This is a genomic window from Nocardiopsis sp. CC223A (assembly GCF_030766825.1).
Classification (GTDB): Bacteria; Actinomycetota; Actinomycetes; order Streptosporangiales; family Streptosporangiaceae; genus Nocardiopsis.
On record NZ_JASFDV010000006.1, the window covers coordinates 1 to 19,915 of the forward strand.

Consider the following 19,915-nt stretch of genomic DNA (forward strand, 5'->3'; position numbering starts at 1 on the left):
AAGTGGAAGGGCACACTTCACTCAGTTGATGTCCCACAGCAGTACGGTGTTGTCCGAGCTGCCGACGGCGAGTGTGGTGCCGTCGGGGGAGAAGGCCACTGAGTTCACGGTTTCGTTGTGGTCGAGGCGAGAGATCGCTTCTTCCGCGGCGATATCCCACAGCAGCACAGGCAAAGAGGAGCCGCAGTTGCTGGTGGCGAGTGTGGTGCCGTCGGGGGAGAAGGCCACGGAGTAGACGTAGAGGCTGCAGTCCAGGGTGGTGAGGCGCTCACCAGTATCGGCATTCCACAACCGCACGGTCCAGTCATCGCTGCCGGTGGCGAGTGTGGTGCCGTCGGGGGAGAAGGCCACCGAGTTCACGCTGTCATCATGGCCCCGCAGGATGGCGATCTCCTCGCCGGTGTCGACATCCCACAACCGAGCGGTGCCATCACCGCTGCCGGTGGCGAGTGTGGTGCCGTCGGGGGAGAAGGCCACCGAGTTCACGTCTCTGGAGTGGCCGTCCAAGACTGCGATTTCCTCGCCGGTCTCGATATCCCACAACCTCACAATGTTATCCATGTCGCCAGTCGCGAGTGTGGTGCCGTCAGGGGAGAAGGCCACCGAGCGCACGGGGCCGCCGGTGTGCTCCAGGGTGGTGACGTGCTCGCCGGACTCGATGTCCCACAGTTTCACGGTGTCGTCCCAGCTGCCGGTGGCGAGTGTGGTGCCGTCGGGGGAGAAGGCCACCGAGGACACCTGATCGCTGTGATCATCCAGACTGATGATTTCTGTGCCGGTAGCGATATCCCACAGCCGCACGGTGTCGTCGCTACTGCCGGTGGCGAGTGTGGTGCCGTCGGGGCTGAAGGCCACCGAGTTCACGTCGCTGGAGTGGCCGTCCAGAATGGTGATCGCTTGACTGGGCTCTTCGCTGACGGAGGCCTCATCGCTAGGTGAGCTGCTATCGCTGGACGAGGCATCCGCATTGGAGGAGGCCCCGTCGCTGAAAGAGGCGTTCCGTGAGATAAGGCCGCCGCCGATGGCGGCGATGGAGACGATCACGGCTCCCGTAGCCAGAAGGGCACTCCTTCGGGTCCTGTTTCCTTCATCCCGCTGAGGGGCGGGGTCTACCTGTGTCACGGGAACAGGGTGTTGGGCGGGTGCCGGTTCTGGGGCAGAGGGCGGTTTCCCGGTCTTGGGTTGTGTGGGTCTGCCGACCTCGGGTTCGGGGTTTGGAGGCGGTGATTCGTTCGGGGGAAGCGAGGGTTCCTGTTCAGTGACGGAGATGTCCTGGACCGATGGCGTGGGTTTGGGGTCACCAGCTTGTGGGGGTGATGGATCGCTGACCGGGGGGGTATAGGCGACGGTGGCGTCTGTTCTGGGCGGGGGCCAGGAGTCGTCGAGGTCGAGTGATTGGAAACAGGCCAGGATCTGTGTTGGGGTGGGTCGTTGGTCGGGGGCGTGGTTCCAGCAGCCGGTGATCAGTTCCCGCGTGATGGCGTCGATGTGTCCGGGGTCAGGTGGTGGGCTGATGATGCGGCGCAGGGTTTCGGCCATGGTGGTCCCCTGGAAGGGGTTGGTGCCGGTGGCGGCGTAGGCCAGGACGGTGCCGAGGGAGAAGATGTCCGAGGCGGGGCCGACGCGGGAGCCGTCGGTCTGTTCGGGGGACATGTAGGGCAGGGTGCCGAAGACAGCGCCGTGGGTGGTCAGGCTGTCGGCGTCTAGGGGGCGGGCGATGCCGAAGTCGATGATGCGGGGGCCGTCGTTGGCGAGGATGATGTTGTCGGGTTTGAGGTCGCGGTGCACCAGTCCGGTCTCGTGGATGGCGTCAAGACCTTCGGCGAGCCCGGTGGTCAGGATGTACAGGGCTGGCGGGGTGACGGGCCCGTTTTCGCGGACGGTCTGGGTGAGGGTGGGGCCGGGGATGTGCGCGGTGGCGATCCACGGAGCGGCGGCGTCGGGGTCAGCGTCGATGACCTGAGCGGTGTGGAAGCCGCCGACTTTGCGGGCGCTGTCGGCTTCGCGGGCGAACCGGGCGCGAAAACCCTCTTCCCGGGCGAGTTCGGGGCGGATGACCTTGATGACGATCTGGCGGCGGGATGGGGTGCGGGCGAGGTAGACCTGGCCCATGCCTCCGGTGCCTAGGCGTCCGGTCAGCAGGTATCTGCCGATGTGTGAGGGGTCTGTGGGGTGGAGGGGGTCCACGGTGTTGGCCTTCTACCCGGAGGGAGGGGGGAGCGTTCGGGTGGGCTCTGTCTGGGTTGGTTGGTTGTGTCACCCGATTGTGGCGTGGGAACCGTTGTGGGGTAAGGGGTTTCGACTGAAACGGCCGCAACCGGTCCTGTGGGGCGACAGGGCGTGCCTGGGTTCAGCCGGGCCCCACGCGGTGGCGTCGGGGCGGCTGTGGGGCGGACACGGGCCCGTCCCCGGGCTCGGCCCTGCTGAGTCACGGGAGGGCAGAGTGCTCGGGGAGGTGGACCCCTGCTTGCACTGACCTTGGACTGGGGAGCACACCAGGAGCACGCAGGGGCCTGGAACGCGGCGAGGACCTCTGGCGAGGTTCTCGAACAACCCCTGTGACCTGGGGTTTTGGGGCGCACCCGGCAGGATTCGAACCTGCGGCCATCGGATTAGAAGTGCCCTGGCTACGTGCCGTCATGTGTCGCTACGTACCGTTTCGTACCACCCCATCCGATCCGCCGTGCCGTCCGGTGCCATGTTGTGCCGCCCGCTGTCGCCCCGGTCCAAAACCGCGGAGCACGACCGGAGCACGCACAGCCGATAACGGCGTCCGATGGCACCTCTCGAGGTTCTCGTTCGACGTTCGGCCGCTGACCGTGGAGTGCTCGCGAGGTGGGTATCACGGAGGTGTTCGTCTGCCGATGGGGACGGTCAGCAGCCGGAAGTCGCCTCGGCGGCCTTCCAGCCGGGAGTACCACGACCACGTGCACCGGTACGTGCCGCGCAGCGCGAGGGGTTCTTCGCGTTTGGCGGTGGTGCCCTGGCCGGCGTAGGGGCGCCAAGCGCGGACGCCCGCCAGATGGGCGCCTTCGTAGAGGCGGAAGGCGTCGTGGATGGCGGGCCGGTGGTGGTCGGGGCGTTTCCAGTACAGGGGGTCGTTGGTCAGGAGCAGGACGGCGCCGTTCCAGCCCAGGTGCCGGTTGGTGAGCTGTTCCAGGTCGCGGATGTCGCGGACCAGATCGTAGCAGGTCAGGTCCTGGGCGCTGTGGTTCTTGAGGGCGAACCGCTCGCCCGCCACGGTCCCGGTCCAGGCCGCCCGGGGGTAGCGCAGCCGCAGGGCCAGGTGCACCCCCACTGCGGGGACGGACACGCGCAGGTCCATGCGTTCGGTTCCTCGGCCGTCGCCGGGGTGGAGTTCCAGGGTCGGGTCGCAGGCGCGGATGCTGCGGGCGAGGGAGTGCACCAGGTCGGACTTGGACTGGAATACCGGCCGTGTGCGCCTCAGGTGCTCGATCCACGTCCCGAACCGGCTGCCCCAGTTGCTCATGCCGGTCAACCTACAGCCGCCCTCTCGCGCAAGGAATGGGCTTGCTCGGATCGAGATCCGTCAGGATGTTCTGCGATCCGTAGGAGGCTGTTCCGGTGGGCGTCCGCTACACCAGCCAGCGGCGGACGGCGGACGGCGGCCGGTTCGCACGGTTGTCCTTCCCGGCACTGTACAAAAGGCGGAAACGACAAGCCATCCGGATCAGCTGTGCTGGCCCATCACGTCCTGAGCCACCCGTGACATCGCTGCAGCCACTCGCCCGAGCCGAGGCGACGCGCCCCGACCGCCGTTGTCCCTGCAAGGTCCTCGACAAAGGGACCAGCGACCATCGAGTGCAAGACCCGCGAGGTGGGGATCTTGAACTTCATGAGCCGCGCTGGTCTGCTGGTCGGACAGGTCGATCCCTGCATCTGTGCTGGAGGTTCCCCGTGTCGTCCACACCGTTGTTCTCCACCTATCGGCAGGGCGAGAACCGGGTCACCTCCTCCATGCTGGCCGTCTTCGAACGGATCGGCTTGTCCCTGGTCGAGGAGATCCTGGCCAAGGCCTCGGGCGAGGCCACCCTGGAGACGGTTACCTTCACCAACCAGCCCAAGACCGCCAAGGGATCGGTCCCCGACGCCCGGATCTCGGCGGATTTCACCTACCTGTTCGAGGTCAAGACCGCCCGCGGCACGGTCCGCGCCAAGCAGCTCCGCTGTCACCTGGCGAACCTGGGAGAAGGGCCGGGTCGGTACCTGTTCGTGCTCACACCCGACCCCGTACGGCCCGCGGCCGTCGACGTCGTGGACGACCGGCGTGTGGTGTGGTTCAACTTCGCCGCCCTGCACGACGCCATCACCGCCGTGGTGGACGACGCCTACCTCGCGCCCTCTGAACGTGATCGGTTCCTGCTGCGCGAGCTCCAGGCGCTGTTCGACAACGACGGCCTACTCACCTTCGACGATGTGGTGGTCGTGGCCGCCAGCCACGCCTACCCCGTCTATCTGGAGGCCTCGGCCTACATCTGCCAGGCCGGCCGGGCTTTCCGGGAAGGGCTGACCCACATGGGTTTCTACGCCGGGCAGGCCATCCAGCCGCACCTGGCCCACATCCTCACCTGTGAGGACCACGTGCCCTTCACCTATGAGGAGGCGCTGTGGCGCGAGGCCGACGGTGGCCGGGGCGCCCGGATCGGCGAGTTGATCCGCGCCTCGCTGGACGCCGGGGTCCAGGAGGAGGGGAAGGAGTACATGGTGTTTCTGCTCTCGGGGCCGCGGGATCCCGACACGGTGGTGTTGGAGGCGCCGGTGGTCAACGACACGGTGGCCGCCTCCGGCCGACCGTGGGCGTGGACGATGGGCCAGCGGTACGTGTCCCTGGCCGCTCTGCGCAGGCCCGGGGTACGCACCACCAGCGACCTGGAAACACCCTGACCTGTATCGGAAGCTGGGATATGCCATCAGCCAGACACCACTCCTTTCCGTGCTAGTGCTCTGATGGTGCGAGTCGCAGCGAAAACCGTCCAGACGAAGGCAGTCTCTGCGAAACTGGGCAGTGGCTGTGAGCAGCGGACCTTCAAGGCAGCTGTTGGACCCGGTAGTGGAACCCAGCGAGGTGACGTCTTATACAACGTCTGTGCAACCATCTCCCGGGGGCTCTTTACAGCAGGGTGCTGCCTATTTGCTAATGTACGGACAGGTGTTCGATTTTGAGCCTGTTGGTGATCGCTGTACTCGGCTCGTAGTCAGGTTTGTCCGTTTTTCCGTAGTTGTCTTCGAAGGCTGGTGCCGCTGTGGCAGGACGAAGCTCGATCGAGTGGACTGAAGCCACCTGGAACCCCACCACTGGCTGCGACCGCGTCGCCTCCGGTTGCGACAACTGCTATGCCCTCACCCTGGCCAAACGCCTCAAAGCTATGGGCGCGGAGAAGTACCAGAACGATGGCGACCCGCGTACTTCGGGCCCCGGGTTCGACGTGACCATCCACCCTCAGGCTTTGGACATACCGCGCAAGTGGAAGAGTCCGCGCCTGGTGTTCGTCAATTCGATGAGTGACCTGTTCCACGCTCGGGTGCCCAAGGACTTCATCACCCAGGTCTTCACAGTGATGGCCGAAACACCCCAGCACACGTACCAGATCTTGACTAAGCGTTCTCTGCGCTTGGCCCGCCTTGCTGATCAGCTGCCTTGGCCGCCCAACGTGTGGATGGGGGTTTCGGTGGAATCGGCTGATGTACTCGAACGTGTCGACCACTTGCGCCGGGTCCCTGCAGCCGTAAGGTTCTTGTCTTGCGAGCCTCTGCTGGGACCGCTGGCGGAGTTGGACCTTGCCGCTATCGACTGGGTGATTGCAGGAGGGGAGAGTGGCCACGAACACCGACCCATGCAGGTTGAATGGGTGCGTCAGATCCGTGATGTCTGCCAGCAGACCTCCACCGCGTTCTTCTTCAAACAATGGGGCGGTCGCACTCCCAAGGCTAACGGCCGACTTCTCGATGGGCGGACTTGGGATGAGAAGCCGGAGATACCTCTGCTGGCCGAGCGTTAACCGTAGGTATCGGCCTCGCGAACATCCTTGGGGGCATAGAAGCGCACGCGGCATCCTTCAGGCCACGGAGTACGTGCCGTGACCGGTTCAACCCGTATGGCCAGTCCCCGTTGGGCCAACTGGTCGAGAACCTGGCGCAGATGTTTGTCGACGAACCGGTGTTCGGCCGCCTCCCGTGACAACTGAGCCCAAGTCCGTTCGGTTCCTGCATGGGCCTCAAGGGCGGCTTCGAGAGCGTTGACCACGGGAGAGTCGGCGAATAGGGTATCGGCGGCGGCAGTATCCGCAGACGCGCTGAGCCCGGTGTAACCGTCCAGCTTCCATCCCACGGGATTCCAGCACCTGAGCCCGGCTTCATTGTGAGTAGCCATGACCAGGTGGTAGACCTCACTGGTGTTACTCACTCGCACGCCGAAGCTTCCGGTGAACAGGCCGAGCCGCTTCAGGCCCTCTTCATAGGCCCTGGCGAGGGCCCTTTTACGTGCGCCGGCTCCGGGCACCGCCACTGCGGCCCTCCAGTGTTCTCCACCGAAGCAACGGTCCATGGTCTCGTCGTAACCGGCCTTTTCGCAGAATCGGTGCATGAACCCTGTGAAAAGCGTGACGATCACCTCATCGCGCCGGTTCTCCAGGCACCGGCGGACCAGCTCGAAGGGTGCGTCCCTGATTCTGAACGGATCGATGATCCACAGGACAGGGCGTCTGGGATCTCCGCTTCGTGCGAGTGCGGACAGGCGTTGCTGCTCTTCGGCGAAGGCCCCTGGTTCCTGGATCATGACCTTCAGCCTCGGGTCAGAGGGGGGCTTAGAGAACTGCTTCCGCAGTTCCTCCACACGATCAGCCCGTTGCTCCAAGCAGATCAGATTGAGTTTGGAGAACCTTGCTCGAGCGCTGTGCTCCAGATAGGCCTTTGCTGCCAGAATGGGGGATCCGGGGGCTCCATCCTGATAGATCCCAGGGCCAGAAAATGCATCCACAATACTGGCCTCAGGAAATTTCTGGAGGATCTTCGCCATCCAGCAGTCCATGTACTTCCGATAGACCAGGTGCTTCACCTGCAGATGCGGGTCGCTGAGCCAAATCGTCTTTTCTTTGAGTTCTTCAGATCGACTCAATTCGATCTCCTTGCGTTACGAATCCACACAGGCAAGCAATGCAAGTCTCGCGTGAGGGAACTTTGGAAGCAAGTACCACAAGGGTGAGCGTAGATTCGTCGGAAGATCCGACTTCCCCCTTGTTGGGCTTGACCTGCTCTTATGTCTCTTGGTGGCTGGTTTCCGTGGCCGGAAGTGGCCATATCATCAGAGAGGATTTCGGAGTTTGGGCCACGTTTGCTATCGGCACTGTTGCGCCACGAGTGCGGAGATGGGTCGTTTATAGGTAGACGACTTGCTTGATGTGTCGCTGTGCAGAAGGAGGAAGTATGGTCCTCCGGCGTCGCCCTGCGGGGGGAGGCGTCAAATCGCCTCAAGCGGCTTTAGCTGAAGACTGTGGTCGTGATCGTTGAGGAAGTGGTGCTCATGATGTGCGAAGGGTAGCTATGTCGGCGGCCAGATCGGCGGTTTCTCCTCGGGTTCGGTAATTCAGGGCGGCCTGCTGGAGCGGGGCGAGGCGGTCGATGATGCGCACGGAGCAGACGCGGCGGACGAGGTCGACGGTCCGATGGCCGATGAGGACTCCTTGGTCGGGGTCGCCGTTGCGCAGGTGGGCGGTGGCCAGGGTGGTCAGCTCGAAGGCCTGGCTGCGCCCCATGTCCGGGCTGCGGGCCTCCACGGCCCGGTACAGGTGCTCGGTCGTGGCCGTGTACGTGCGGGGCGAGGGGGAGGGGAGCGCGGCGTTGACGACGCCGGAGAGCGCGTCCAGGTCGGCTTCGTGGAAGAACCGCACCCACGGGGCGGTGTCCGAGTCGGCGCGGGCGAAGGCGTTGTGGGCCCGGGCGAGGGAGTCCAGGGAACGTTTCTCGTCATCGAGAACGGCGTAAGCCCACGCCGCGTTGGCACACATGAGCGCCACGGTGCGCTCGCATCCGGAGTCCTGGGCGGCGATCTGTCCCAGTTGCAGGAACCGGAGTGCTCAGCTCCGGAGAGTTCGCTGGAGTTTGGTTACTGTGGTCATCCCTGCGCTTCTCCTTCCGAAGGAGCCCCCTGTGTGCGGTAACTGCGGTCGTCCACGCGGCGAAGGACAAGGAGGCTGCACCTGTATCCCGTCCTTCATGTGGCGTGAGCCTGAGGTCGTTGCCGCTGTTCGAGACCGTGATGCTCGGAGTGTGATCCGATTCCTGCGACACCACGTCAGGGACCTATCGCAGGAAGCGCTGGCCCGGATGTGCGGGGTGGCCCAGAGCACGATCGCCCGAGCTGAAGCGGGCCACGGGCTGACCGACCGACGCAAAGCCATCGAGGCCCTTCGAGGACTCGGCGCACCGTTGAAAACGGAAGGACCTCACCTTCCTCAGCCCCGAGCCATCAGCTCTACCGAGTCGCCAACGCCGAAGGCGGACATCGGCACAGAGGCTGGTGTTGACGGTTCCGCTGCTCTCGGTTCTCTGTGGCGGAACGTTGTGGAGGGAACCACCGCCGAAGCCGTCACCGCTTTCCGGCTGGCGGACCGGCGCGCGGGCGGCGGCCACCTCTACACGCTGGTCATGCGCTATCTCTCCTCCCGGGTCGGTCCTGCCCTAGTCTCGGAAAGCGGCACCCCCACCACTTTCATCGCCGCGGCGGGGCTGACGGAGATGGCCGGATGGATGGCCCACGACGCAGGCCGCGATGATGTCGCCGCCAACCACTTCCAACGGGCGTTGAACCTGGCCCGAGCCGGAGAAGCGGGTTCCCTCACCGCACAGATCTGGGCCAGTCGTGCCCACCTGGCACTGCATCGCGATGACACTGAGAACGCGCTGCTCGCCGCCGAACAAGCCTGGCGACAACTCGATGGCACCGAGGACACCGCACTACGCGGCAGGGCATTGGCCATGCTCACCCGTGCCCACGCCGCCCGCGGAGACGCGACCACCGCCCGAACCTTTCTCCGTCAAGGCGAGCACCTGCTGTCCGTACCGATCTCCCCACCCGCCTCGGAATGGACCAGCCCCTTCGACCTGGCATCGTTGGCCAGTGAAGCGGCCCGGAGCATGTGCGACCTGGACGACCACACCGCCGCCGTCGAACACGCCCACCACGCTTTGAACCTGCGTTCCCCCGAACGGGTTCGGGCCCGCGTGCTCGCCTCCCTGACCCTGGCCCGAGCTTTGATCGGCCATCACAAAGTGGATGAGGCGGCCAGCCTCGTCGCGGAAGCGGGGACCGCGATCGCCGAGGTGGGGTCGGCCGTGGCCAGCGCCCGCTTCCAGGAGGTGCGTGCGGCGTTGGCCTCTTATCGCAACGTTCCTGCGGTCGCTACCGTGCTGTCCCAGACGGGGAAAGCTCCACACGGGTCGCCGGCACCGACCTTGAACCGGAGCGGGTGAACAGGCGAAGGGGTACACGATGGCCGACGACGGTAGAGAAGAAGAACCCCTCTACGTTCGCGACCCAGCGGCCTGGCGCCGCACGCTGGCCGAGGGCAACCGGTTCCAGGCCCGCAAGCGCGTCGCCGCCAAAGTCATCCTGCACGACGAACAGGGACGCCTGCTGTTGGTCGATCCCACCTACAAACCCTTCTGGGACCTTCCCGGTGGCATGGCCGAGGCCAACGAGTCCCCGCATGAGGCCGCCCTGCGCGAAGTGCGCGAGGAACTCGGCCTGGCCCTCGTCCTGGGGGATCTGCTGTGCGTGGAGTGGGTCCCGCCCCGCGACCCCTGGGATGACCTGCTCATGTTCGTCTTCGACGGTGGAACACTGACCCCCGAGCGCGCAGCGAACCTGCACCCGGTGGATCCCGAGGTTGGCGACATCGGATGGTTCACCCCTGAGCAGGCGTCACAGTGCCTTCGCGAAGACGTCTGGGCCCGCACCCGTCAAGCTCTGATCGCGTTGGAGAACAAGACCACCGTCTATCTCACCCCCGACAGGTGAGCACCTCCACCACCAGGTTCAACCCGACCGGCGGTCCGCACCCCAACTGTGTTGGTCAGGTCGTCGCCCCAAGCCAGACCCCCTGAATCGAACACCGCGCATAAATCGAACATGGAGAATATGCGCGTGCGCATAGGTCGTCACCCTCCGGCGCGGGACACTGCAACCGTCCCTGTCCCGCCGAACGGCACGGCCCTTGTGGTCGGTCGTCGGCATCCGCCGATTGTTGGGAGACCCCTGTGTACGCCACCTCCACGACCGATACGATCCGGGCGCGCGAGGCGATGGTCGACGCCATCGTCGCCGACCACGCCCGGCTCGGGCAGCCGCCCCTGTCCCCGGCCGTAGAGCAGGTCCTGCGGACCGTACCCCGGCACACGTTCCTGCCAGGGCTTCCCTCAGCTGAGGCCTACGACCACGAGCAGGCGGTGGTCACCAAGGAGGAGAACGGGCTGGCCCTCAGCTCGGTCTCGGCGCCCTCGATCATCGCGACCATGCTGCACCGTGCCGACCTGCACCAGGGCCAGCGCGTCCTGGAGATCGGCTCCGGCGGCTACAACGCCGCCCTGATCCGCGAACTCGTCGGCCCCACCGGCCAGGTCACCTCCATCGACATCGCCCCCGACGTCATCGCCCGCGCCGAACGGTGCCTGGCCGACGCTGCTGTCGAAGGCGTGCACCTGGCGGTCGCCGACGGAGAACACGGCTTCGCGGTCCGTGCCCCGTTCGACCGCATCATCGTCACCGCTGGAGCCTGGGACCTGTCCCCGGCCTGGGACGCCCAGCTCGCCCCCGACGGGCGCTTGGTCGTCCCGATGCGGGTACGCGGACTCACCCGCTGCCTCACCCTGGAACGCACCGCCGCCTACGGCCACTGGCGAGCGGTGGCCGTGGACCCGTGCGGGTTCGTTCGCATGCAGGGCGCGGGTGAGCACTGGGAACCCATGCCCCTGCTCCACGAACCCGACGGTGTTCAGGTGGGCCTGCGCCTGGAGGACGGGCCGCGGCCCGACATCGACGCGCTGCGCACCGCCCTCACCACCGATCCCGCCGAGTCCTGGTCCGGGGTGAGGGTCGGAGCCGAGGAGGCCACCGACGGCCTGGACCTGTTCCTGGCCTCGGCGGCCGATGGTTGGGCGCTGCTGACCGCCCAGCGCGGGGCGATCCAGGCCGGGTTGATCCGCCCCATCGTCCTGACCGGCACCCCGGCCCTGGTTGACACCGCCGGGGCGAGCTTCGCCTACCGCATCCTGCGTCGGATCCCCGGCCAGGAGATGTGGGAGTTCGGCGCCGTCGGCCAAGGCCCCCATGCCACCCGGGTCGCCCAGCAACTGACCGACCTGATCAGCCGCTGGGACGGCGACCACCGGGGCGGCCTCGGCCCGCACATCGAACTGTTTCCCGCCTCCACTCCCGCCGCCGACCTGCCCCCAGGGCGGGTCGTGACCAAACGCCACACCCACATGGTCCTGAACTGGGACCGCCGACCCTCGAACGACACGTAAGGAGCCCTTCCATGAGCACTCTCCTCGCCGACCGCACCGACACCGGACTGGTGCCCCGCGGACGCGACCGCGCCCTGCGCACCACGATGACCGACCCGTTCGACCTGGACCTGCGGGTGGAGGTCCCGGTCGTGGACCAGTCCCTGTGGTCGATGACCAACGACGGCTGTGGCCAGACCTGCCAGTCCGCCTGCGCGCCCAGTTGCACCGACAACGGCTGATCCACTTTCGTACCGGGGCGCGCCCTTTCACCTCAACGGGGTGGGGCGCGCCCCACGTTCGCTTCCGATGACGTGGAACGGAGCACCGTGTACGCCCCTCTCGCTACGATCACCCCCTCCCTACGTGCAGCGACTCGACTGCGGACCCGTCTTCCTGCCTACCCCGACCCTGCCACCGGGTCACCGACCGAGCTGCGCACCTGGATCACCGGCCTCGGCGACGACCGCGAACTGATGAGGGCGCTGCGCATCGCCAGTCCCTCCCTGGACGCAGCCGTGCAACGCATGGCCGCCCCCGATGAGCTAGAGGAGGCGCGGGTACGGCGCACCGCCTTCACGGTGGTGCGGTACCTGCTGCGTGTCCACTGCCGGGCGACACCGTTCGGGCTGTTCGCCGGAGTCGCCCCTCTCACCTTGGGAACTGAGACCTCCGTGACCTGGCACGGACCTCACCGGGAGGTACCTCGGCTCGGGACAGGGAGGACACAGGGCCAGTTCTCGCAAGCCAGTGGGGAAGTGGAGCGATCCGTGGTGCTGGCGCAGACCGTCCGCGTCCATGGGGACCGCCTGTGCCTGGACCATCGCCCCCACCCGAACGCCCCTGACCAGGCCGCTGCCGTCTCACTGCGCCTGACCTCGGCCGTCTCCCTGCTGGCGGAAACAGCGCACACGCCGGTCCCGCTCGCACACCTGCACAAGACACTCGCCGCAGCCTTCCCCGATGCCCCCGAGGAGAAGACGACCGCTCTGGTGGAGCACCTCCTCGACCAGCGCCTGCTCCTCGACTCGGCGACAGCACCGCCTTCACCTCAGAGCGCCTTGTCTCACGGTGACTCGGACGCGGAGGCGGTCGATGTCCGGCTCCGCGCGACCGTCACCGTTCATCGGAACGTGGCACAGGAAGCGGCCCGCGCCGCCGCCGTTGCCGCCCGGCTGTCTCCACATCCCGAAGGCCCGCCCGCCTGGGTCGACTACCACCGGCGCTGTCTGGAGACCTACGGCCAGAACGCCCGGGTCGACCTGCTCACTCTGACCGGCCCGACGGGCCTGGGCTACCCCTCTTCCTACCGGCATACGCGCGTGCCCGCGCCACCTCCGACGCCCGGGAAACTCGACACTGCGCTTGTGGAAGCCGCGGCCACCGCCGCACTCCACGGTCAAACTGAACTGGACTTGGACGACCCGACCTGGGCGCACCTGATGGCGCGCACACCGAAAGCCGTCCCCGCCCACGCCGAGATCCGTGCTCACCTGGCCGCCGCCTCACCGGCCGACGTGGATCATGGCCGCTATCGGCTGCGGGTCACCGGTATTTCCAAAGGGGCGGGCACCCTCACCGGACGCTTCGCCCACCTCGACGGCATGGCCACCACTGTCACCGGCCCTGACCTGCCCACCCTCACCCAAGGTGCTCTCCCGGTCCAGGTGCTCGCCCCGCCCATGGCCGATACCGCCGCCCACCTGTGCAGGACACCCGTCCTCGCCCCCACCGTGCTGGCCATCGACACCCACCCGCCCACCGGCCCCGACACCGAGGTCCTCCACCCGGGCGACCTTGCCGTGCAGATCGACCCGGATCACCTGCGGCTGATCCACACCCCCACCGGGCGGGTGCTGGAGCCGTTCCACCCCACCGCGTTGAACGTCCTGGGTTACACCCACCCGTTGGCCCGGTTCGTCACCGAACTACCGCGCGCCCGCACTGCGCTCTATTTGACCTGCGACCCCTGGCCCGAACCGCTGCGTCGGCTGCCGTTCCTGCCCCGGCTCCGCGCTGGCCGCACCGTCCTGGCGCCGGCCCGCTGGCGCCTGACCCCCGCCACCTGGTCGACCGCCCGCACCCGTGCCCACCTGCCGCTACCCCGTTACGCGGCACTGGTCGAAGGCGAACGCCACCTGCCCTTGGATCTGGAAGACGCCGCCCACCGCTCCCTCGTGGACACTCACCTCTACCGACACGGCCACGTGATCCTCACCGAGACACCGTCCCCCGAGGACTTCGCCTGGTGTGACGGGCACGCACACGAACTCGTCCTCCCCATCGGCGCCACCACACCACCCACACGACCCCCGGTCGCCGTCACCGTCCGCACCGCAGTAGAACGCGAGGTCACCGGAAACGCATGGGTTTCCGCGCACCTGTACGCCGACCCGTCCCTGTTCCCCCAGATCCTGGCCGAACTCCCCGCTCTGGAACACCGCACCGGGGACGAACTCCGCTTCTGGTTCGTGCGCTACCGCGACCACCACGGCCCGCATCTACGACTCCGCCTGCATTCCACCGGCCACACCGCCCTCCACCAGGCCGTTACCTCCTGGGGCCACGACCTGAGCAGCGTCGGACTGCTCCACGACCTGGCCCTGCACAGCTACCGCCCCGAACACGACCGCTACGGCCACGGCCCCGTCATGAAGGTCGCCGAGAACGCCTTCGTCCACGACAGCCGCGCAGTCATCGCGCAACACCACACCATGTACGGCGACCCTTTCCAGGGTCGAGCCTTGGCGGCCCTGTCCCTGCTGCGCATCGCCGACGCCATGGGTGCCGACACCAAATGGACCGTCGCTGCCCTGCCCCGCCCCCGAAACCCCGTGGACCGCGCGCCCCTGGCCATCGCTCGACACCTGCTCACCCACCCCGAAGACCTACCCGCTCCGGTCACTGCCACTTGGGGTGAACGCGACCACGTCCTGGCCGCCTACCGAAAGCGGTTGGATCACCCGCTTCGGGTTGTGTCGTCCCTGTGGCACATGCACCACAACCGTGCCCACGGCCCCGACCGCGATGACGAACACGACCTGCTCGCCCTCACCCGATCCCTCGCCCTGGCGCGCCGCCACCTGGAGCCCTCCGACGATGACCGCACCTGACAGCACCCTCACCGCCACGGACACGTCGCCGCTGTCCCTGAACGGCGGAACGCTGGGAACGGCCCTGCTGTACCTGGCCACCGCCTCCCCATCCGAAACCGTGCACACTCTCCTGCGCGCGGCGCTGGCCGACGGGCCCGTCGACCCCGCAGGCCGAAACACCCTGTTCCACGGGCTGCCCGCGGTCGCCTTCGTCCTCTCCCTGACCCCTCCCGAGGATTACCGCAGCGCCCGCACCACCGTCCGCGAGTACCTGGTCGCCCTCACCCGCCACTGCCTGGCGGCCGCGACTCGGCGCATCGAGGACGGACGCCTCACCTCCTTCACCGAGTACGACCTCATCACCGGACTCACCGGCATCGGCGTCGCCCTCCACAGCATCGACCCTGACGGCGACCTTCTTGATGACCTTCTGCGCTACCTGGTGCGGCTCACCCGCCCGATCCGCCACGAGCACCACGAACGACCCGGATGGTGGGCCCACCACGGACCCCAGGCACACCCGGACCCGGACTTTCCCGAGGGGCACGCCAACCTGGGCCTGGCCCACGGCATCAGCGGAGTATTGGGCTTCCTCGCCCTCACCCACCGAGACGGACGCACCGTCGACGGACACACCGAAGCGCTGGAGCGGCTGTGCGCCGCGCTGGACGAAAACGAGCACCACGACGGAGAGCGCACCTGGTGGCCTGGATGGGTCTCCAACGGCCACCCCGCACCGCTCACCAGGCCAGGTCCGCCCTCTTGGTGTTACGGCACTCCGGGCATCGCCCGAGCCCGGCAGCTCGCCGCCCTGGCCCTTGGGGACACCCCTCGCCGCCTCCACGCCGAACAGGCCATGGACACCTGCCTGTCCGACCCCCGCCTCGCGAACCACTTCACCGACGGCGGCCTGTGCCACGGCCCCGCCGGACTGCTCCAAGTCCTTCGCCGCATGTCCGAAGACCAGCCCTCAGTTCGACCAGAGCAGCGGTTGGAACGGCATCTACCGGCCGTACGCGAACACGCCGCGGCCCCGTTCCCGCACCGGGAATCGGGGCTGCTGGAAGGAAAGGAGGGGACCACCATGGCGCTGGCGGGCAGAGCATCGGCCCTGGCCTGGGACCGCTGCCTGCTCCTCGTCTGAACGCGGTAGGGGCTACCGGTTCACTCGCTGCTTGAGCGGGGCGAGCAGCCCGAACCACTCCTCGACGGGGAAGTCCAGATGTCCGAGTTCAGGGTGCTGGGAGTCCCGTACAGCATTCCCCGTCGTGCTCTCGGCCACCTCGACACAGTTCGACTGCGCCGTGCTGTAGCTGCTCTTGTACCAGGAAGAACGGAGTGTGCTGTTCATGATCTTCATTCTGCGGTAGAGCCGGTGGGCGTCAGGGCGTCAAGCCTGGCGTTGATCGCCTTGACGGACTCGGTCGGCGAGAGCGCCCGTTCGGAGAGGGCCTTGAAGCAGTCGATGTAGGGGCCGACGCTTTGCGGCGCCTCCAAGTAGACGTCGCTGGTCTGCAACTCCACATGCACCCAGGTCAGCCTGTGTGTCTCCACCAGCGTGAACGCCCCGGCCAGGGCTGGGTGGGGAACTGACAGGGGAAGGACCTGCACGGTGATCAGAGGGCGGGACATCAGCTCCCGCAACAGGACCAACTGTTCGGCCAGCACCTCGGGAGCGTCCAACGTCTGATGGAGTGCGGCTTCGTGAATGACCGCGTGCAGAGCGGTCGGCTCCTCCTCTCGGTGGAGGATCCGCTGCCTCTGCCGGCGCACCGCGATGAACCGCTCCAAGGCCTCCTCGCTCAACTCCGTGCTGCTGGTGAGGGCCACGGCGCGCCTGGCGTAGTCCTCGTGCTGCAACAGGCCCGGGATCACGCTGGTCTCGTAGGTGCGCACCTCCGACGCCGTCGCCTCCAGGCGGAGCAGGTCGAGGTAGGAGGGGGACAGGGTGTCGCTGTGTTCGACCCACCAGCCCCTGCGTTCGGCTTCCACTTCGCCCGCGACGGCGATCAGGGTCTCTCGGACGTCGCGGTCCTCCACCCCGTAGGCGTCGAGCAGGGGGCGCACGTCGCGCGCGGGGAGGGCGACGACACCGTTCTCGATGCGGCTGAGAGACGCGGTCGACCGCTGGGCCGTGCGCGAGGCCTCCTGGAGGGAGAAGCCCGCTTCGCGGCGCAGGGCTTCCAGGCGGGTTCCCAGCCAGCGTTGGCGCAGAGACGGTTCGTCGGGCACAAAGGCTCCTGGTGGTCGTGATCGCGGAGACGGTCCTCTGGTCGGGGCCGCGGGAGGGCTTGGCCTCAGGATGCCATAGTTCCTGTGCGTAAATTTTTCTCTGTGAAAATATTGCTGAACGTAATGAAGTCATGCATGCTGGTCGTGCGGCGACCGCACCCGCCGGATCGCTCCCGCTGTTGGGGGCAGATGCCGGGTTGCCCACCGCTTGTGTTGGCCGACCCCTGAGGGGTCAACCCGAACGTTCTCCTCTGAGAAAGGAATCGCGCCATGGTCCTCATGAGCGCCGTACGCTCCCGCGACCCGAGCGCCGCAGACCTTCCGTCGCTGCCGCAGGTCACCTTGCCGTTGTGGGACGTGGTCCCTGCCAGGGTCCGGCACTACTTCCACCACGACCCCGACCGGGCCGCCTACGCCACGCGCCGCTACGAGTTCGGGTCCAGCCTCGAACTCCTGCCACTGGTGCGCGCCTTCCTCAACACCTGCGCAGCCCACCGCGACGCCGATTACCGGTACCTGTTCACGCTCCTGGGAAGCGAGCTGGCCTCAAACGCGCTGACCCACTCGCTGTCGGGGCGGCCGTTCGGGACCTTCACGCTGCGCTGCGAGCGCCGCCGTGCGGGAATGCACCTGACCTGCACCGACCAGGGCCACCCGGACGGGCGCACCACCCCGGAGGGGCGACACGAACACCTGGTCGCTGACCCGGCGGGACTGGACCCCGACGCCGAATCGGGGCGCGGCCTCGCCTTGGTCGACGCGCTGTCCACCACCTGGGGCGACAACGGGATCGCCGACCATCGCCAGGTGTGGTTCTTCCTCGCCTACGACCTCACCGGCAACCGGTGGACCCAGGCCGCCTGAGAAGAGCCAAGGCCCCCAGGAACAGGGGCGATGTCCCCGTGAGGTGCTCAAAGATGCGGGAAGCGCAGCCCTGCGGGGCCAATGACACCCGCACTAGAGGCCACCTCTGCAACTGAAAAACACAGGTGCCCCGACCGGTGCTCCAACACCGGACCGGGGCGCGATCACCACCTGAGACCACCAGGAAGAGACCATGCACGATCCTACAGCTGGCCGTCACCGGCGGCCCTGCCAGAGCATGGCCGGGCGCGTGTGGGCGCTGACCGCCGCGCTGCTGGCCACCGCCCTGGCCGCGCTCTTCGACCCCCACCTGCCCCGGTTGCCCCGCCGGGTCCCGCGCGCACTGCCTGCTGTACCCCAGGCCACCACCACCGCCGCCAGGCGGGGAGACCTGCTTGCCGATCGTTCCGGGTTCCCCGAGCAGCACGCTTGGGCGGCCGGGGCCTCGACCGCCTCGGCGCGCTGGGAGCAGGCTTACCGAGACCGTTCCGCCCCGTTCGGACCGGAGGACCGGGTGGACGCCGACCCTGACCTGATCGCCGGGGCTCTGGTGCGCCCCTACCTCGACCTCGCGGCTGTTCCGCGTCCGCGCCCGGCCGAACCGGACGACTACCCTGCCACGCCTTCGGGCGTGGAGCCCGAACCGGTAGAGGACGAGTTCGCAGAGCTGACCGACCGCATCCGCACCTACCTGGCACTGCGGGGCTGAAAAAATCCTGAACGGACCGGGGGCGCCTTCTCCTGCGGGAGGAGGCGCCCCCGGGCGTTTTTCTGCGGCACTCCGAGGGTGGCATGTATTTCTCGATCAATGGCTGCGAAGAGAATTCTCCAGGCGCTTTCTCGGGCCTTCGAGGCGGCCGAGAGGCGCCCCTGGAGGTCTCCAGGGGGTGCTGGTGGGGGGTGGGCCCTTGATGGGCCTGTGACTCCGCCTGTCCGGGGGCCTGTGACTCCGCCTGTGACTCCGCCCGTGCGTGGGCCCATTAGAAAGGCCCACCCCATCCGCGTTATCAGTGCAGTTCAAAGCCGCTCCGGGTGGGCCTTTCGCAACCCAGACACATACCCAGGTGGGTAGTTCCTCTTCACGTAGGGCGGCGCGGCCCCGGGCCTGGCGGGCCCCGGACCGCCCGCCCGGTGGTGCCCTGCCGTGTGGTCGTCTTCTCCTCCTGCTGCTCTCCCCAGCGCTTCGCATTCCCTTTCTCTGGTCTCTTGAAAAGACATGCTCGGAAACGCTTCAAAAACCCGGTCCGGGGCGCTGGCGTGCCAGAGCGAGGTGGTTGATGCACACACGAGGCGGTGTGCCGGCCGCCACCTCGTTCGCGCGCCCGGGTGCTGCTCCTGGCGGACGCGAGCTCGTTGCGCGAGGGCTTCTCGCTCGATGTCGCATGGAAGACGCGGGGGGTCCCTTCCCGTGTAGGGCGGGCGGGTCCGCCTCGATCACCGGGAGCAGACCCTCCCGCCTCGATTCGTCCGTGCCTGATGTCTTCCCACACCTCACCCCTGCGTCGTGGCCTTGTCCGTCCCTCCTGTACCTGAGGATTCGGGGTGGTCCTGGGGGTGAACCCCCGAGTGAGAGCGACGTGAGAAGGGGTCCAACAGGTGGTCCAACAAGGGGTCCAACGGGCGGTCCGCGCTCCTGGATCCCCCTTGCGCGACCATCCTTGCAGGTCAGGGGCTACTCAGATGGTCCAACGCCCGCCCAGACTCATACCCGGTGGGTAGTCCTCTTCACGTGGGGGGCGGGCGGTGCCCCCGCAGGGCGGGAGGCGTCGCCCGCCCTGCGGCCTCCCGGAAACCCCCCTTTCTGCCACTTTCGCTGCACCCCGCCCTCCTTCATTTCTGCTTTTCCTTTCTCTGCTCACCTGTATCGACATGGGTAACGGGGCGGTGCGTCGGGTGAGGCGGTTCGGGTGCGGAGATGGTTCGGCGTCGCGTGGTGGATGCCCCGGCATCGGCACCGACTCGTGAGGGTCTTCGAGAGCGGAAGGGGCGGTGCGGGGAGGAGAAGGAGCAGCCTGGCCTGGGCAGATCGCTGGGCGGGTGTCGCATTTGCTGCGGGGGCGTCTTCATCGGGGTTCATCAGGGAGAGATGACGATACGGGGAAGAGGCCCGCCGATGACGAGACCCGACCACCTCCACCTGGCCTCACAGCTCCGGCCAGAGAACGGCTCTACGGGCAGGGGCCGTCTGTGGCCCTGCGCGGGGA

At 67.2% G+C, this 19,915-nt stretch carries 16 protein-coding genes; 10 read left to right on the top strand and 6 right to left on the bottom strand.

What is annotated here, in order from left to right; genetic code table 11:
- Positions 1 to 21 precede the first annotated feature (21 nt).
- Together QJS33_RS03840 and QJS33_RS03845 are read right to left on the bottom strand one after the other, a co-directional pair.
- Positions 22 to 2,187, bottom strand: coding sequence for a WD40 repeat domain-containing serine/threonine protein kinase (locus tag QJS33_RS03840; protein ID WP_306366444.1), 2,166 nt, complete (start codon positions 2,185 to 2,187; stop codon positions 22 to 24).
- A 655-nt stretch (positions 2,188 to 2,842) separates the two neighbouring features.
- On the bottom strand, positions 2,843 to 3,490 hold the full coding sequence (locus tag QJS33_RS03845; RefSeq protein ID WP_306366445.1) for a hypothetical protein: 648 nt from the start codon (positions 3,488 to 3,490) through the stop codon (positions 2,843 to 2,845).
- 428 nt (positions 3,491 to 3,918) lie between these two features.
- On the opposite strand from QJS33_RS03845, the gene QJS33_RS03850 reads away from it, so the two are divergent.
- Together QJS33_RS03850 and QJS33_RS03855 are read left to right on the top strand one after the other, a co-directional pair.
- Entirely contained in the window at positions 3,919 to 4,905 is a 987-nt protein-coding gene (locus QJS33_RS03850; protein WP_306366446.1) for a hypothetical protein, read from the top strand.
- A 359-nt stretch (positions 4,906 to 5,264) separates the two neighbouring features.
- Complete coding sequence (locus QJS33_RS03855; RefSeq protein ID WP_306366447.1) at positions 5,265 to 6,020, top strand: DUF5131 family protein; 756 nt, start codon at positions 5,265 to 5,267, stop codon at positions 6,018 to 6,020.
- Here the strand turns inward: QJS33_RS03855 and tcmP are convergent.
- Together tcmP and QJS33_RS03865 are read right to left on the bottom strand one after the other, a co-directional pair.
- Positions 6,017 to 7,135 carry a three-Cys-motif partner protein TcmP gene (gene tcmP / locus QJS33_RS03860; RefSeq protein WP_306366448.1) on the bottom strand — a complete coding sequence of 373 codons (1,119 nt, stop codon included), beginning with the start codon at positions 7,133 to 7,135 and terminating at the stop codon, positions 6,017 to 6,019. The two genes, QJS33_RS03855 and tcmP, sit on opposite strands and share 4 nt — an antisense overlap.
- Positions 7,136 to 7,538: 403 nt before the next feature.
- Positions 7,539 to 8,024, bottom strand: a complete 486-nt coding sequence (locus tag QJS33_RS03865) for a hypothetical protein (RefSeq protein ID WP_306366449.1) — start codon at positions 8,022 to 8,024, stop codon at positions 7,539 to 7,541.
- Positions 8,025 to 8,286: 262 nt separating this feature from the next.
- Here QJS33_RS03865 and QJS33_RS03870 point away from each other — a divergent pair, with 262 nt between their 5' ends.
- The 6 genes from QJS33_RS03870 to QJS33_RS03895 all read left to right on the top strand — a co-directional run bounded on the left by QJS33_RS03870 (position 8,287) and on the right by QJS33_RS03895 (position 15,759).
- Positions 8,287 to 9,489, top strand: a complete 1,203-nt coding sequence (locus tag QJS33_RS03870) for a helix-turn-helix domain-containing protein (protein WP_306366450.1) — start codon at positions 8,287 to 8,289, stop codon at positions 9,487 to 9,489.
- A gap of 19 nt (positions 9,490 to 9,508) precedes the next feature.
- The gene (locus QJS33_RS03875; RefSeq protein WP_306366451.1) at positions 9,509 to 10,036 is read left to right on the top strand and encodes an NUDIX hydrolase; all 528 of its coding nucleotides are present in this window, start codon (positions 9,509 to 9,511) and stop codon (positions 10,034 to 10,036) included.
- Positions 10,037 to 10,275: 239 nt separating this feature from the next.
- Entirely contained in the window at positions 10,276 to 11,541 is a 1,266-nt protein-coding gene (gene fxlM, locus QJS33_RS03880) for a methyltransferase, FxLD system (RefSeq protein WP_306366452.1), read from the top strand.
- 11 nt (positions 11,542 to 11,552) lie between these two features.
- Positions 11,553 to 11,762 (top strand): FxLD family lanthipeptide, encoded by a 210-nt coding sequence (locus QJS33_RS03885; RefSeq protein WP_306366453.1) that lies wholly within the window; start codon positions 11,553 to 11,555, stop codon positions 11,760 to 11,762.
- A 234-nt stretch (positions 11,763 to 11,996) separates the two neighbouring features.
- Positions 11,997 to 14,633, top strand: coding sequence for a lantibiotic dehydratase (locus tag QJS33_RS03890; protein WP_306366454.1), 2,637 nt, complete (start codon positions 11,997 to 11,999; stop codon positions 14,631 to 14,633).
- Positions 14,620 to 15,759, top strand: coding sequence for a lanthionine synthetase C family protein (locus QJS33_RS03895; RefSeq protein WP_306366455.1), 1,140 nt, complete (start codon positions 14,620 to 14,622; stop codon positions 15,757 to 15,759). Before QJS33_RS03890 ends, QJS33_RS03895 begins: the two co-directional genes overlap by 14 nt.
- A 12-nt stretch (positions 15,760 to 15,771) precedes the next feature.
- Here QJS33_RS03895 and QJS33_RS03900 read toward each other — a convergent pair whose 3' ends face one another.
- On the bottom strand, positions 15,772 to 15,966 hold the full coding sequence (locus QJS33_RS03900; protein WP_306366456.1) for a DUF397 domain-containing protein: 195 nt from the start codon (positions 15,964 to 15,966) through the stop codon (positions 15,772 to 15,774).
- Between the two features lie 5 nt (positions 15,967 to 15,971).
- Positions 15,972 to 16,847, bottom strand: coding sequence for a helix-turn-helix transcriptional regulator (locus QJS33_RS03905; protein WP_306366457.1), 876 nt, complete (start codon positions 16,845 to 16,847; stop codon positions 15,972 to 15,974).
- Positions 16,848 to 17,117: 270 nt separating this feature from the next.
- Here QJS33_RS03905 and QJS33_RS03910 point away from each other — a divergent pair, with 270 nt between their 5' ends.
- Complete coding sequence (locus QJS33_RS03910) at positions 17,118 to 17,711, top strand: ATP-binding protein (protein WP_306366458.1); 594 nt, start codon at positions 17,118 to 17,120, stop codon at positions 17,709 to 17,711.
- 193 nt (positions 17,712 to 17,904) lie between these two features.
- A complete protein-coding gene (locus QJS33_RS03915) occupies positions 17,905 to 18,420 on the top strand; it encodes a hypothetical protein (protein ID WP_306366459.1) in 516 nt (171 codons plus the stop codon).
- The last annotated feature ends 1,495 nt before the right edge of the window (positions 18,421 to 19,915 follow it).

Excerpts from the sequence above, each read along its gene's own strand:
- QJS33_RS03895 (WP_306366455.1), top strand. The coding sequence starts at position 14,620 with ATGACCGCACCTGACAGCACCCTCACCGCCACGGACACGTCGCCGCTG.
- QJS33_RS03900 (WP_306366456.1), bottom strand. The coding sequence starts at position 15,966 with ATGAACAGCACACTCCGTTCTTCCTGGTACAAGAGCAGCTACAGCACG.
- QJS33_RS03875 (WP_306366451.1), top strand. The coding sequence starts at position 9,509 with ATGGCCGACGACGGTAGAGAAGAAGAACCCCTCTACGTTCGCGACCCA.
- QJS33_RS03885 (WP_306366453.1), top strand. The coding sequence starts at position 11,553 with ATGAGCACTCTCCTCGCCGACCGCACCGACACCGGACTGGTGCCCCGC.
- QJS33_RS03865 (WP_306366449.1), bottom strand. The coding sequence starts at position 8,024 with ATGTGTGCCAACGCGGCGTGGGCTTACGCCGTTCTCGATGACGAGAAA.
- QJS33_RS03845 (WP_306366445.1), bottom strand. The coding sequence starts at position 3,490 with ATGAGCAACTGGGGCAGCCGGTTCGGGACGTGGATCGAGCACCTGAGG.
- QJS33_RS03915 (WP_306366459.1), top strand. The coding sequence starts at position 17,905 with ATGCACGATCCTACAGCTGGCCGTCACCGGCGGCCCTGCCAGAGCATG.
- QJS33_RS03910 (WP_306366458.1), top strand. The coding sequence starts at position 17,118 with ATGGTCCTCATGAGCGCCGTACGCTCCCGCGACCCGAGCGCCGCAGAC.
- QJS33_RS03890 (WP_306366454.1), top strand. The coding sequence starts at position 11,997 with ATGAGGGCGCTGCGCATCGCCAGTCCCTCCCTGGACGCAGCCGTGCAA.